Annotated in this window: 10 protein-coding genes; 3 read left to right on the top strand and 7 right to left on the bottom strand. The window is 50.0% G+C overall.

Going from position 1 to position 14008, the window contains the following annotated elements; genetic code table 11:
* Window positions 1–31: 31 nt before the first annotated feature.
* Window positions 32–1642, top strand: a complete 1611-nt coding sequence (locus AC0YOA_RS08765) for an N-acyl-D-amino-acid deacylase family protein (protein WP_475786282.1) — start codon at window positions 32–34, stop codon at window positions 1640–1642.
* A 20-nt stretch (window positions 1643–1662) separates the two neighbouring features.
* Window positions 1663–2127: a RidA family protein gene (locus AC0YOA_RS08760; protein WP_475786281.1), complete on the top strand. Its 465-nt coding sequence runs from the start codon at window positions 1663–1665 to the stop codon at window positions 2125–2127.
* A 143-nt stretch (window positions 2128–2270) separates the two neighbouring features.
* Here AC0YOA_RS08760 and AC0YOA_RS08755 read toward each other — a convergent pair whose 3' ends face one another.
* From AC0YOA_RS08755 to AC0YOA_RS08740, 4 genes are all read right to left on the bottom strand, one after another.
* Window positions 2271–3158 carry a carbohydrate ABC transporter permease gene (locus AC0YOA_RS08755; protein WP_475786280.1) on the bottom strand — a complete coding sequence of 296 codons (888 nt, stop codon included), beginning with the start codon at window positions 3156–3158 and terminating at the stop codon, window positions 2271–2273.
* A gap of 9 nt (window positions 3159–3167) precedes the next feature.
* The gene (locus AC0YOA_RS08750) at window positions 3168–4019 is read right to left on the bottom strand and encodes a carbohydrate ABC transporter permease (RefSeq protein WP_475786279.1); all 852 of its coding nucleotides are present in this window, start codon (window positions 4017–4019) and stop codon (window positions 3168–3170) included.
* A 125-nt stretch (window positions 4020–4144) separates the two neighbouring features.
* A complete protein-coding gene (locus AC0YOA_RS08745; RefSeq protein WP_475786278.1) occupies window positions 4145–5488 on the bottom strand; it encodes an ABC transporter substrate-binding protein in 1344 nt (447 codons plus the stop codon).
* 257 nt (window positions 5489–5745) lie between these two features.
* Window positions 5746–6603, bottom strand: coding sequence for a helix-turn-helix domain-containing protein (locus AC0YOA_RS08740; RefSeq protein ID WP_475786277.1), 858 nt, complete (start codon window positions 6601–6603; stop codon window positions 5746–5748).
* A 651-nt stretch (window positions 6604–7254) separates the two neighbouring features.
* Here AC0YOA_RS08740 and AC0YOA_RS08735 point away from each other — a divergent pair.
* Window positions 7255–8391: an ATP-binding protein gene (locus tag AC0YOA_RS08735; RefSeq protein ID WP_475786276.1), complete on the top strand. Its 1137-nt coding sequence runs from the start codon at window positions 7255–7257 to the stop codon at window positions 8389–8391.
* Between the two features lie 37 nt (window positions 8392–8428).
* On the opposite strand, the gene AC0YOA_RS08730 is transcribed toward AC0YOA_RS08735, so the two are convergent.
* The 3 genes from AC0YOA_RS08730 to AC0YOA_RS08720 form a co-directional block, all read right to left on the bottom strand.
* Window positions 8429–9895 (bottom strand): RICIN domain-containing protein, encoded by a 1467-nt coding sequence (locus AC0YOA_RS08730; protein ID WP_475786275.1) that lies wholly within the window; start codon window positions 9893–9895, stop codon window positions 8429–8431.
* A 113-nt stretch (window positions 9896–10008) separates the two neighbouring features.
* Complete coding sequence (locus AC0YOA_RS08725; protein WP_475786274.1) at window positions 10009–11001, bottom strand: SurA N-terminal domain-containing protein; 993 nt, start codon at window positions 10999–11001, stop codon at window positions 10009–10011.
* A 64-nt stretch (window positions 11002–11065) separates the two neighbouring features.
* On the bottom strand, window positions 11066–13975 hold the full coding sequence (locus tag AC0YOA_RS08720) for a golvesin C-terminal-like domain-containing protein (RefSeq protein ID WP_475786273.1): 2910 nt from the start codon (window positions 13973–13975) through the stop codon (window positions 11066–11068).
* Window positions 13976–14008 lie beyond the last annotated feature (33 nt).

Raw genomic sequence — 14008 nt, 5'->3', positions numbered from 1 at the left:
GTCAGACCCGCAAAATAAGGAGGCTTAAAGGATGCTTGATCTCATTTTGAAAAATGGCCGCATTGTAGATGGCACAGGCAATCCATGGTATATGGGCGATGTGGGAATTAAAGATGGCTTGATTGCCGCCATCGGAAAGCTTGACCAGGAAGCGCACAGGATGATCGATGTTCACCGGCAGGTGATCTCACCGGGCTTTATCGACGGACACTGCCATTCCGATCTGATGATACTGGATCACCCGCTCAGCGAGATCAAAATCCGCCAGGGGGTCACGACAGAGGTGGTCGGCAACTGCGGGCTCGCCCCTGCCCCGCTGTTCAGACCGAATGCCGAGCTGCTGCAAAGCTACGTTCAGCCTGTGCTGGGCTCCACCTCATGGGAATGGCCGTGGGAAACCGTGGCTCAGTATATGGATACGCTCGCCCATTCCTCCCCTTCCGAGAATCTGGCAACATATGTGGCGCATGGGGCGCTGCGCATTGCCGTGATGGGCTTCGCCAAACGCGATGCAACGGCGCAGGAGCTGCAGCTTATGAAGAAGCTGCTGGAAGAAGGGCTTCAGGCAGGAGCGATCGGCTTCTCCATCGGACTGCTCTATGCTCCCGGCAGCTACACATCCAAGGAAGAAATAGCGGAGTTATGCTCCGTTCTGCCCAAGTACAACGGTCTATTCTCGACCCATATCCGCGGCGAAGGCAACAATCTGATTCCTTCCGTCAAGGAGGTCATCTGGATCGCCGAGAAAACAGGCGTTTCCCTGCATATCAGCCATTTGAAGGCGGCGGGCAAACGCAATTGGGGCAAGGTCATGGAAGCCATGGAGCTGATCGAGCAGGCCCGTGCCCGCGGCCTTGACGTCACCTGCGATGTATATCCCTACAATGCCGGCTCCACGTCATTGACGACCGTGCTTCCGCCCTGGTCGCTAGAGGGCGGTATAGCAAGCGCTCTTGAGGTTTGCCGGGACCCGGGATTGCGCAAACGGATCCGGGAAGAGCTGGGAAGCGAACAGGAGGATTGGGATAACCTCGTCTGCTCCACCGGTTGGCAGAGCATCTACCTCTCGGCCGTACATACCGACAAGAACCGGGAGCTTGAAGGCAAGCATATCGAAGAGATAAGCGAAATGAGAGGCCAGCATCCGGTGGACTGCATGCTGGATCTGCTGCTTGAAGAAGAAGGACGGATATCGATCGTCTATTTCCATATGGCGGACGATGATGTCAAGCAGGTTATCGGGTATGAGCGGTCGCTGATCGCCTCGGACAGCTTGACCTGTGAAACCGGCAAGCCTCATCCGCGGCTCTACGGGACATTTCCGCGGGTATTCGCGAAATACGTGCGCGAAGAGCGGGTTCTGACGCTGGAGCAGGCGGTACGCAAGCTCACGTCTTTCCCTGTCCAGCGCTTCAAGCTGGGCAAACGCGGATTGATCGTACCCGGATACGCGGCCGATCTGGCCGTGTTCGATCCGGAGACGATTCAGGATCATGCCACCTTTGAGAATCCCAGGCAGTACCCTGGCGGCATAAACCAGGTTATCGTGAACGGCAAACCGACATTTGACCGTGAGCAGCATACGCATGCCAGAGAAGGCCAATTCATCCGGGCACAGCACAGCTGCAATCATTCCCATTAAAATTACGGAGGTATGTTAAAATGGCAAAAATCGAACAGCGTCTGCTTGAGCTTGGCATTGTGCTCCCCCCTTCACCAGAACCGCGTTTCACTTATATTCCCTGCAATCAGACGGGGAATCTGATTTATTTGTCCGGCCAGGACTGCCGGATCAACGGCGAGCTGATGTACGAGGGCAAGCTGGGGACGGATCTGACCATTGAACAGGGCCAAGAGGCCGCCCGCCAAACGATCATCAACTGTCTGGCTGTCATGAAAGGCTATCTGGGCGACCTGGACCGCGTCGTCAAAATCGTCAAAATGCTGGCTTTTGTCAACAGCGCACCCGGCTTCGCGGATCAGCCCTATGTCATTAACGGCGCATCCAATCTGCTGGTTGATGTATTCGGCGAGAGCGGCAAGCATGCAAGATCCGCTATCGGCACAAGCGACCTGCCTTTCCATACGCCTGTCGAAATCGAGATTATCGCGGAAGTACGGGATTAATAAATCCCGCATGAAGCAGCGGCTAACGCCGTCCTTTCATGAACAACGTACAGAACACATTTTTATACAGGAAGAACCGGCGGCCGCCGTCCTTTTAAACGATATGGTTGAGAAAAGCCTGCTCGCGCGAGCAGGCTTTTTCTTTATTCGGAGTGACCGTATCTCTTGTTCAGCTTGAACAGCAGCAGAATGATAGCCATAGCAATGATCAGCAGAATCCAGGCCATCGCCGAAGCATACCCCATCTTGAAGTACTGGAACGCCGCACGGTACAGGTTGAGCGAATAGAACAGCGTCGCATTATCCGGACCGCCTGCCGTCATAATCAAGGGCTCCGCGAACCATTGAAAGACGTGGATGACGGACATGACAACATTGAACAGGATGACCGGCGAGAGAATCGGCAGCGTAATGGACATCGTCCGTCTGAAGAAGCCGGCTCCGTCAATCGAGGCGGATTCGTACAAGGAATCCGGAATTTCCTGCAGCCCCGCCAGATATATGATAATGGAGGTGCCCGAGCCCCATATCATCATCAGAATGAAAGACGGCTTGGCCCATACCGGACTGGCAAGCCAGCCGGGACCGGTGATCCCGAATTGAGCCAATATGACATTGATAATCCCGTTATCAGGCTGCAGAATCCAGATCCACAGAATGCTCACGATAACCACGGGCACCAAAGTAGGAATGAAGAAAATGACTCTTAAAAAGGATAACCCCTTGATCCTTCGGTTGTTCAGCATAATAGCCAGGGCGATCGCGATGATTGTCGTGAAAAACGTGCCGATGACCACCATATACAGCGTATTGGTCAATGACTTGTAGAACAATGCATCATTGAAAAGAGCGGTATAGTTATCCAGTCCGATAAACTCCGGCGGATTCACAACGGAATAATCGGTCAGTGAATAGTAGAACGAAATGAGAATCGGATAGAGTTTAAATACCGCCGTGCCGATAATCCACAGAGAAATGAACAGCATGGCATTGCGGAAATCTCTTTTTCGGATATTCAGGCCTTTGTTCATGGTCTCCCCCTAACCCTTGATTCCGGACATGGCCACACCCTGTATGAAATATTTCTGCAGCAGGAAGAACAAGATCAGTACAGGCAGGGTCATCGTCACGCCAAGAGCCATCAATATATTCCATTTGGGATCGTAAGTTCCCATGATCTGCTGTGCGCCCAGCGATAAGGTGTATAATTTATTGTCGCTCAAGAAAATCAAGGGGCCGATAAAGTCATTCCATGTCCCGAGGAAAGCAAAGATGACCACTGTGGAGATAACCGGCTTTGCGAGCGGCATAATAATTTTCCAATAAATTTGAAACTCGTTCGCGCCGTCTATCTTGGCCGAGTACGATAATTCCTTCGGAATCCCGAGCAGAAATTGACGCAGCAGAAAGATGAAGAAGGCATTGCCAAAAAAGCTGGGAACGATCAAAGGCAGAAACGTACCGATCCAGTTGAACTGCTGAAACAGCAGAAAGAGCGGAATCATGGTGACCTGAAACGGCAGAATCATCGTGATCAGCACCAATACGAATACACGGTCTCTGTACTTCCAGTCCAATCTGGCAAAGCCGTATGCGATCAGGGAGTTGGATATGACGGAACCGATAATATTCGGAATCAGAATGATGATTGTATTTTTCAGGTAAAGCATGAAGGGAAATGACGTAAAAACCAGGGAAAAATTAACCCATTGCGGCGTTTCCGGCCACCATTTGGTCGGTACCTCGAACAATTCGGAAGGAGCTTTGAGGGATTCCGCTATCAGCCAGAAGAAAGGAATAATGAAGCATAGCGCAAAAAGAATCAGACATACATAAACAACAAATAACTCCGCTTTTCTCCCGATATTCCCCAATTGAAGTCCTGCCTCCAATCCAATTTCATCCTGGATTTGCCGGATTCATCACAGGCAGGCACGCCCAAAATGAACCCGGCAGGTTTCATTGATGCTGCTTCCCTTCAGGCCGGAAGGCCGCCTGGAGGTTTCCATGTGATGTATTATTGCTTGTCAATTTCCTTTTGCAGCTTATCCTGCAAAGCTTCGAGTAAAGGCTTCGGATCTTTATTGTTATAGATCACATTGTCTCTGAGCTGGACAATTTCATCCGCGAGCTGCGAGGATACCGGCGTAAGTCCGGGATGGCCGGAATTCGGCGAATTCGCAAGCTCGCGCTCAATCTTGTAGATCTCATCGTTGTTTTTGGTCCAGCTGACTTCGTCAAACTTCGCGTCCGTAACCGGTATGGATCTCCAGATATCGAAATTGTTGCCGTTGATTTCCGGCTTCAACGCAAACTTCACGAACTCCGCGGCAAGATCCACGTTCTTGGAGCCCTTCGGTATCATGAATACATTGGAATTCAGAGGCGATCCTCCTTCTCTGCCGCCCGGCGGCGTCGGGATCTTCGCCACTTTGTACTGGACGTCGGGGGCATAGATCTTGAGCGCGTTGGTGAACCAGTTGCCGGTCAGGGTCATGGCGATCTTGCCTGTCATGAAAGGATGGTCAGGCGAGAACATGCCTCCGAACCCGGATGTAAAAGACTTCAATTTGGCAGGATCGTATTTTTGAGCGTAGCTGTTCATCCATTTGAAGGTTTCTACACTTTTGTCATCCGACAACACCAGCTTTTTGGCGGCCGGATCATAGATCGGGGAACCGAACATCCATAGCCAGGTAAACGCATCTCCGCCGTTGTCCACCCAGGGAATAAATCCAAGCTGTTCAATTTTCCCGTCGCTCACCTTCGTCAGCTTCGCGGCATATTCGTCAAGTTCCGCTAAAGTCGCGGGCGGTTTGTTCGGATCAAGTCCCGCTTCCTCAAACATCTTCGTATTATAGTAGAGAAGCAGAACATTGGAATCCTGGGGCACCAGATAAGTCTTGCCGTCGTATTTCATCAGATCCTTGAACCCAGGCATAACCGAACCGTCCTCAAATCCGATTGCCGGGAGATAGTCATCCCAGGGCATCAAAGAATCCTGCGCCGCAAAATTGTAGCCTCTGGCCGGCGCGCTCGTTTCCACCAGATCGGGAGCGGTGCCTCCGGATATGGCTGTCAGCAGCTTCCCGTTCGACAGCCCGCCATCCGGTTCAATAAACTGAACGTCCACCTTGATTCCCGTTTCTTTCGTGAAAGCAGCGATTCTTTCCTTATCCCAAAGCTGGGAATCGCCGCTGAACGGGCTCCAGTAGCTTAATGTCCGCCCTGCAAAAGGCTGATCCGCTGTGGCTCCCTCACCGGAAGAACTTCCTCCGTCATTCCCCCCGCTGCCTGCACAGCCAGCAACCAGAGCCAGGATCAGTATGAAAGCGAGCGTCAAAAGCCAATTTCTCTTCATAAACAGGTTCCTCCTCTTTTAACCTTTTTCCCTGAAGCCTGGAATCGGGCTGTCTCCCCTTGATCCGTCAAATTTTGTAAGCGGATACATTACCACCTGCCTTTATTTGTCTGCACGTCTTATATTAGGGGAGATCGGTTATGAATGCTCGCCACACATTGTCTGATTTATAGCCATTTTTTGCTCATTATTTGTGCATGGACAGTAATAAAGGGGCTGGCTGCCCCTGGCGTAAGTCCGTCATTTCACCGCTCCCCTCAGGGGGAAGCTCTAAACGATGTTTTGCGAAGATCCGTCGGCGTATATCCTTTTACCAGTCTGAAGCATCTGTTAAAGGTCCGGATACTGTTAAAGCCGCACTCGTAGGCAATGTCCGTTATTGCCGCATTTTCCGTGAGGATCATGCTCTCCGCTTTGTTCAGCCTGAGTTGGTTTTGATAGGTCTTGAGATTCATGCCGATCGTTTTATTGAAGATTCTCGAGAAATAATGGGGGCTGACGTTCAATGTCTTCGAGATATCGTCAAGGGATATGCTGCGCATATAGTTTTGTTCCATATATTCAACAGCCGCTTGCACAAGACTGATGCCTGAGGAGCTTCGGGCCAGCGCGGATTCGCTTTCTTCCTTGGGCAAATGCCGCAGAAACATGCCGCAAAGCTCAAGCAGCTTTCCCTTCATGACGATCGTAAAATAATCGTTTTGCCGCTGCCTTTCATGGACCAATGCCCGGAACAGCTCCAGTATATCCTCATAGACACGGCTTTTCAGACCGTTTTTCTTGTCCACGAACTTCTTTTGGATAAAGGGAGGCACAAAATGATGCTTCTGCCATGACCCGCTGCCGTCGATCAGCTCCGGAAGGAATTTGATCACCAACGTCGAGCTGGATTTCTTCGTCACAAAATAATGAATGTCATTGCTGATGCATATCGCCATATCCCCTGCTTCAAGCAGTCGGCTTTCGGTATTGATGCCCATCTGGATGGGACCTTCAAAGACGAGGATAAACTCCACATCCGCATGCCAATGAGCCAAATTATTCAAATTTGGCTGTGTCGTCACAACAATCGGAATGTCACTATAATTGTTCTTGTTTTCGAAAATAGGTTTCATAGAAGGACCTCTTTCGACTTGACAGTGAATCTTTTTCATATGGATATGCAGGCTTGTCCGGCAATTATTCCATTATTCTTTAAAACATCTCGATTTCGACATTTATTTTATTTGGGATCGGATATAATGGGCTTTGGATTGGTCAAACTCGAATCGAATTCTTTCTTTTGGGAGTGTCCTATGTTCAGTAGAAAAGCCAGATATGTATTGATAACTGCTTTAACTGCTTTACTCACGTTATCCTCCTATATTTTGGGAAAAGTAACCAGCCCTGCCTTGTTGCTTCTTTCTGCTGTACTTTTTTTATCTGTCATGCTCGTTGAACACAAATCCAAAACGGTTCTGTATTCTCAAGTGACAGCGCTCGCATTCTTTCATTGGTGCAGCCACCTCAATTGGTGCCAGCTGCTGTACTTTATTTTGATTGTTCTGGAAATCAGAAGCCGGCGGGATATTAAATATACCTTATCCATCACCGTAGGATATTCACTTCTATATACCTCCATAAGACTGACTTACCTACCGTGGACTGAATATAACCTTCTGGTTTCCGTCTATGATTTGATTGGTTTCGTATTGGTTGTGCTCGTGATCCAGTATCTTCTTGCATCTGAAACAGAGAAAAAGCGTCTTCAAAAATGGAATACCTTTTTGACGAATCATGACCCTCTGACCGGGCTGCTCAATTATGACGGTTATATCAACGCGGTGAACGATTTGGTCGAAAACAAGAAAGCAAGCTTTGTCCTGCTGTTATTGGACTTTCAGGATTTTAAGAGCATCAACAAAGAAAGTATAAGCAGCGGCAACGAGATATTGACGAAGATATCCATCATCCTGCGAACCTACTTTTCAAATGCGGCGGCTATCTCGCGTTATGCCGGAGACCGTTTCGCCCTGGCGATTCCGGTAACAGGAGATGCCTTAAGAGAGGTACGAGAGATATTGGAATCGCGGAGCCTTGGCTACGAGATCACCTACAGCATGGCTATGTTCCCCGAGGAGAGCTCGTCCTCCCAGCAAATTATCTCATTAGCGGAGGATCGTCTTTTTCAGAACAAGAGAGTGCTGTGGCTGAAACGCGAAGAGGAATTATTCAGAAACGAGAAATTGAAAATGGTAGGTGAGCTTGCTGCCGGGATGGCTCATGAAATCAGGAACCCGCTGACAACACTTAAAGGCTTCATTGATTTATCGAAATCCCAGTCGTATAACATTAAACCATGGGTGGATATCATCTCTAATGAAATAACCAGAATGAATGAATTAACGGCTGAATTTTTGCAATTCTCGCGGCCCCATATGAGCAATATGAAACCGGAGACCATCTCCGGCTGCCTGGACAGAGTCAAATACTTAACCGAATCGCAGACTCTCTCGAAAGGACACAGCATCCGTATTCACAGCCTGGATGACACCATCCTGGTCATGATGGATCGGGACAAGATCGTGCAGGTCCTGATCAATCTTGTTCGAAACGCTCTGGAAGCCATGGACGAGCCGGGTCATATTTATATCCAGGTGAAAAGAACGGACCCGATATTTACGGTTATCGAACTCCAGGATACCGGTAGAGGCATACCTGAAGACGAGCTTCCCAAAATATTTGATCCCTTCTACACGACGAAAGAAGAGGGAACCGGACTTGGCCTGTCCATCTGCTACAAGATCATTCAGGACCACGGAGGCATGCTGTCCGTGAAAAGCATCGTAAATGAAGGCACGTTATTTACCATTACACTGCCTGTCCTGGCCCAGCCGCTAGAAAAAAAACCTTCCCCTGTATGAAGGGAAGGTTGGTGAAGTCTCGTTCTCGCTGCCGGTTTTATCTTAAATATACACGACTGTAATCAAACTCGTAATATTTGCCGAGGAGCTCGGAGGCGGGCATGGAATGATTCACGCTCGCTACTCCCGTATGCCCCCAGCCCGCATCAACCAAAAAATGGAAATCAATCGGCGTTCCGTTCGAAGTGGCCCCGAGCGTCCAATTGATCGTGCCGGACTGGATCTCGATACCGTCCATATAGTGGCTGTAGGTGTTATTCGCCCGATAGACCAATGTATAGGTGTGATATTGAGTGGCATCAAAGGATGTAATGCCGTGAGAAGCCATTCCCGTTCCCCAATTCGAATAATTTGTCGTGGCTGTCCCGCCTACAGGATCTGAATGCCAATACCGTCCGTCGAAGTTCGTGTTGCCGCCGCCATTATCGTAGCCGAAGCTTTCCTGCAGATCCAGCTCTGCGCCGCCATCCCATTGGTTTCCTGAGTTCCAGAGCGCAAACCAGAAATATTTAGGCGTAACGTACTTGACGCGGGTCTCCCACAGAATATCACGGCCGAGCAGCGAACCGCCGCCGGGCAAAGTGAATTTCGGCTGGAACGATCCGTTGCCCACATTATGCTGGGTCGGGGAAACCGTCGTGGCGCCGTTTAACGGAACAAGGGTCGTTTTCAAGGAATCCGTCGTAAACTGACGGACCTTGTTGTTCGGATCTTCGATCGGCTGACCCGAAATCGCGTTCGCCGCGTCCGGGGCCAGCGTTATGGCCCCGTAATTCGTGCCGTTGCCGATCGTATTGAATTGATCGTGATAATAAAACTCGCTGTTCATATCCGAAATGTTTTTAATTGTGCCATTGCTGCCGAAATTCCAGTTCTTAACCAGAACAAACCCGCTTCCGCCCACGCTGAACGAAGGTGCGGGGCCAACCGCAGGCGCCGACATACTGCCTGTTCCTATCGTTTCCGCCGCACCTGTCACATTGACCAGCTGCCACTTTTGCGCTGCCGAGGTGTTTGAGGTCCAGATTTGAACATTGGTGCCATTGGCCGTTCCCCCGCCGTTTACATCGAGCGCTTTGCCGCTGTTCGGATTGATCAGCTTCACAGAGCCGTCAGCATTGTTAGTGATTTGCCACTTCTGGGCCACGCTCGTGCTCGAGGTCCAAATTTGAACGTTGGTTCCATCAGCCGTCAATTCGCCGTTAACGTCGAGCGCTTTGCCGCTGTTCGGATTGACAAGCTTGTAGGTCCCGTCCCCATTGCTGGTGATTTGCCACTTTTGCGACACGGAACCGTTGTCGGTGTAGATTTGAACATTGGTTCCATTGGCCGTCCCGGCCCCGTTTACGTCCAGGGCTTTGCCGCTGGCCGGATTGATGAGTTTATAGACATTTCCGGAAACGATGGGATCTGATGCGCTTACCGTTGTCAAATTGGATGTGAAAAGAATAGAGCATATGACAGCCAAAGATAAGAAAAAGGATAGAAACCGTTTCTTCATCATAACGCCTCCTTTAAATGGGTATTCGTATGAATCTTGGGCCAATTTGACATCATTCGACTAACCGGAGCTGTACAAATCAATCATGTGCGGTCACCTCCCTCCATCATGCACGATTAACCCTGAACCGTTTGATCACGAATGCGGTCATAAACGTCCTCGTTAATTGAAACCTTGGCATCCTGCAGCAGGCGCTCTATTTCCCGGTCAAACACCTGGCCTGCCAAATGACTCCGAATCGCTTCCTTGACCTCCTTGAATGCCAGGTAGCCAGGGGTCGTCCGCTCTATACATTGGGCAAACAGATACTTGCCGTTTTCCTGAAATACGCCCGTAAGCTGTCCCTGCAGCAGCGGCTGCACCTTTGAAAGCAAGATTGGATAACCCAAGGTGTCGCTATGTGCGGATTTGGCATCGAAAATCTGTTCTTCAACATGCGCGGACTTTCCGTAGCCGGAGGAAGCCTCATCTATATTCATTCCGCTGTCGACCCTGGAACGGATGTCCTTCATAATTTCCCCGGCATCGGCATCGACGCCGGATACGGTAACCTTTCTGATTCTGATCGTGTCTGGCACCTTATATTGTTCCTTATTGGAATCGTAGTATTGCTGCAGCTCTTCATCGGAGAATACCGTCTCCGATTGTAAGATCTTTTTTAATTCCCCGGCTATATTGGATTGGATAAGACGATAGTATTCGGATTCGCCATAGTGCTCGGGTCCAAAGACGGCTTGATTGCTTTTAACCGCAGCCGCCCTTCTTTTATTTTCCACGGTCAGGCCTGTTAAGAAGGCTTCGTAGGAAATATCCGCAACGATGCCCTTTTCCTTAGCCATCATCTGCACAACCTTCGTGTTAACCGCGTTTGATAATGCTTCTTTTTTTAATTTTTCCAATGGTTCCTCCCCGTCAGAGCTTGTGCCGATCACCCTCGCACGCTGGCTGTCCATTTCCCGCTTCATCTCGCCGTACGTGATCGACTCGCCGTTAACGACAGCGACGACAGAGCTTCCCGCAAGCTCCGGCTGATGGTTGGTCAATAGAAAAAAAGCCAAGAGGGCGAGTGCGGGGATCAGAAGGAAGTAAAGCCGTGTTCTTCTTAGCATGCTGGTCTCCTCCCCCTTTCCTGGCGGCAGATTGCTTTCTTTCAATCTGCCGCCGGAAATCGATTTAATTGAGAGAATCAGGATGAATGGTTCGCGCCGCAAGAGGATGCATTTCATCTTTGCCATCCCATACGAACACTTTCAAATAACATCCGGATACATCTTCCGGCATAACCAGAGAGGTATTCAGCTCTGTGTTGTCATAGCTCTTGATAACTGCATTTTGCATACTGGTTTTCACCAGACCCTTACGGTTATACACAGCCATAATTAATGTGACATTCTGCTGTTTATCGGTAGAATTAACGGCAAAAGTCGAAGCTGTCACCAGCCCGAACGAAGAGAATGAAGCGAGCGGCAAGCCGCTGCTGTCCGTGATGGAAGGCTCCTGGACAGAGAAGCCCGGCCCCACGATAACTTTCACATGATTGCTTGTAAAAGCGACTCCGTTGATCGTAATGCTCGCGCCAATCGTTGCTGTTCCTTGTGATACTCCCGTAATTACGCCGTCTCCGGAAATCGATACGGCTGCATTGTCGCTGGTGAATTGAACGGACATGCCTTCGGAAATCAAATCCAGCGCTTTGCCCGCCCCATTCATTCCTTTAACCGAGAGCCCCATCGTCTCCCCGATCTTGAGCTGAAGCTTATCGGTTGTCAATGCTACCCTGGTTATGCTGTCCGTGCCAAATTCGTCGTTAAACAGAAACTTCACCGCATCTGCCGCAACTTCTCCATTGGCATTATCGCTCAGCCGTACATTGCCAGTCGTCCCGGCCTTGAACTTATGGATTCCGAGCAGTACCCAGCTTCCTCCGGGAAGCCGTTCATTCACGGCATACGTTTTGGAGCCTCCGTCGAAATTGACCGTGAACGGAGCATTGGCAGCTCTATTTGCCGATCCGTTCGGCAGCTGGTAATAAACCGAGTAGTAGCCATCCTGTGCAAGCTCAGGTGTCCATGCTGCCGTGTTCGAACCGCTTCCTTTCGCAATCGTTACATAGTCGTTCTGATAGGAGGCATTTGCGGTACCCGGTACCCATGCTCCTGTCAGGCTTGCTTCCGCATTATCAACGATTACTGCGGGAATCGTTGTTTTGACCGTCAGCGGATCGCTGGCAGCCGAAGCATTGCCTGACATATCCTTCGAAACCACATAGAAGGCATAGCTGGTATCGGGGGTAAGTCCCGTCAACTCCGCCGTGTTGCTCATCATGACAAATGCCACCTTCTTACCGGTCGAAGCATCATAGATGTCCCCATCGAGCGGTACATTGTTTTCAACCGAGTCCCATGACAGGGTTATTGCCGTATCCGACTTGTCCGCTGCCGCAAGAGCCGACGGTTTCGCAGGCGCTGCCGTATCGGAAATCGTACTGTTCGGATCTTCAAAGGCTCCGATGTCCGGAGACCCCGTATAAAGCGGATTTCCCTGGAAGTCCTTGCCGCCATTGCCTTCAATCGCTTTGCCCGCTCCGATGAGCGGCGAATCTGCCCGCAGCTTGTATCCGGCAGCGATTGCCATTCCGTCTCCGGTTTTGCCCGGATCGGCAAACTTCGGATCAACCGTCAGGTTGTTCACGCCCTGGCTTGGCGGCGCCGATCCGTAGAAATCATTATTGTAGAATTTCGGCCCTGCCGGATATGGAGCATTGCCTTTGGACGTATAGAAAATATTGTTGATAAACGAAGCCTTGGAATTGTCCTTGATTACGATTCCATCTCCATTATCGTTGTACATCACGTTATTGTAGAAAAGAGTAGGATCTGAAATATTCAGCGTGTTCCCCGTAAAACCGTGATGAGCGTCGTTCTGGCTTATATTATAGCGGTATGTCGTCGTCCCGTTCTGCAGCTGCCCCATGTCCATCGTGAAGCCGCCCGCATTGTCGTGGGAATAATTATATTGGAATAAATGATTGCCCTGCGCCTGGATATCCACATCGAAAGCGTTCGAATCCGTGTTCGAGCTGTTCTGATAATGGACACGTGCAACCTCGTTGTACTGGATCGTTGCTCCGATTGTTTTCCAGACCCATACGCCCGCGATCCATTTGCCGTCCACCGAATCGATGGCCACATCGTAAACGGAGTTGTGTTCAATAAGCGGATTATTGGCCACGCCGATAATGATGCCGTCGGATCCTGTTTTGTTAATGGTGTTGCCGCGTATGACGACATTCTTATGGTACGTATCCGGGTCGTTCATGTACCCGTCCATATTGATGCCGATCGTCTTGATATCGTGGATATTGCAATTTTCCACGGTGAAATTTTTGTAATAACCATGCTTGTCGGCCGGAACATTCGCATCCCATTCCCATGCGTTTACCATTATGGCCGCATTGAAATTTTTATTGACCGATTCGCCATCCGTATCCTCAACCCATGACTCGCCTGTCACGGATATTCCCGTAATGTCGTGGATATCAAGGCCTACCAGCCGGATGTTGTTCATAGGACCATTATGATAAGCCTGCACCCAAACGCCCGAACGCCGGTAATAGTCCGTTTTGTAGTCATCATAGTCGTTAGCGTTGAAGTTCGTTATTTCAATATCCTGAACCGTCACGTTCTGCTGGTTTTGAATACGTACCGCATAATTTCCGCCACCGCCGTTAATGACCGGTTTGATGTCTCCGCCGTATTTACCGATCGTAATCCCGTTATCGTCAGAGCCGGAGAAGGTGACGTCGAACGGTTCATTCCAGACGCTGCCGGCTTTCAGCAATATCTGGTCTCCTGGCCGGAATAACGATGCGCTTTCGCTTACATGGCTTAACGTTTTCCAAGGTGAATTTTTGTCCGTACCGCTGCTGCTGTTGTTTCCGGCTGCGGAATCCACATAATAAATCGTGCCGCTGCCTGCAGCCGCTGCCGGTTTCCCCGCGAATCCGCTTGTGATGGACATGACCGCCAAGATGGCGGCCAAAGCCATAACGAGCATGGGTTTGAGTAATTGGTTAGTCTTCATGTGTAACCCTCCCAAAACGAATCGTACTTCCTT

Source organism: Paenibacillus sp. JT22N12 (assembly GCF_056269365.1).
This window is presented reverse-complemented; position numbering and strand designations above follow the sequence as displayed.